1 pseudogene is annotated in these 650 nt (G+C 74.5%); it reads left to right on the forward strand.

Going from position 1 to position 650, the window contains the following annotated elements:
• Nucleotides 1–650, forward strand: a pseudogene (locus A9X03_RS11185) (ATPase); the annotation flags it as partial.

A 650-nucleotide genomic window follows, 5' to 3' on the forward strand; every position in this document is an offset into this window, starting at 1 on the left:
TTCGGGAGTGGGACGCGGTGGCGCTGACGGGCTCGCGGACCACGGCGGCGGTGGCGGGCCTGGCCGGGCCGGACACCCCGGTCGGCACCGCGCTGCTCGACGACGTGACGCTGTCCAACGCCGGGCTGCGTGAGGGCACCGCCGTGATCGTCGGCGCGGTCACCGTCTACGGCGCCCGGTCGGTGACGCTGTCCGGCTCGTCGCTGGCCAGCCAGTCCATTTCGCCGGTGACCCTGCGGCAGGCCCTGCTCGGCAAGGTGCTGACCGTCGGCGACGCCGTGTCGCTGCTGCCCCGCGATCTGGGCCCGGGCTTCTCGACGGCGGCCGCCACCCGCGCGCTGGCGGCCTCGGTGGGCATCAGTTGGACCTCGGAGCTGCTGACCGTCACCGGCGTGGACCCGCTCGGCCCGGTCAGCGTGCAGCCCAACTCGCTGGTCACCTGGGGCGAGGGCGTGCCGGCCGGCGGCCCGGCCGTGTCCACCGAGCTGGTCGACGTGGCCAGCCCCGAAACGGTCCTCGAGGAACTCAAGGGCTCACAGCCGCAGGCCGCCAAGCTCATCGAATGGCTCAAGCTCGCGCTCGACGAGCCGCACCTGCTCAAGACCCTGGGCGCCGGCGCCAACCTGGGCGTGCTGGTGTCCGGCCCGGCT

The sequence above is a fragment of the Mycobacterium sp. E1715 genome (assembly GCF_001667625.1).
Lineage (GTDB): Bacteria > Actinomycetota > Actinomycetes > Mycobacteriales > Mycobacteriaceae > Mycobacterium.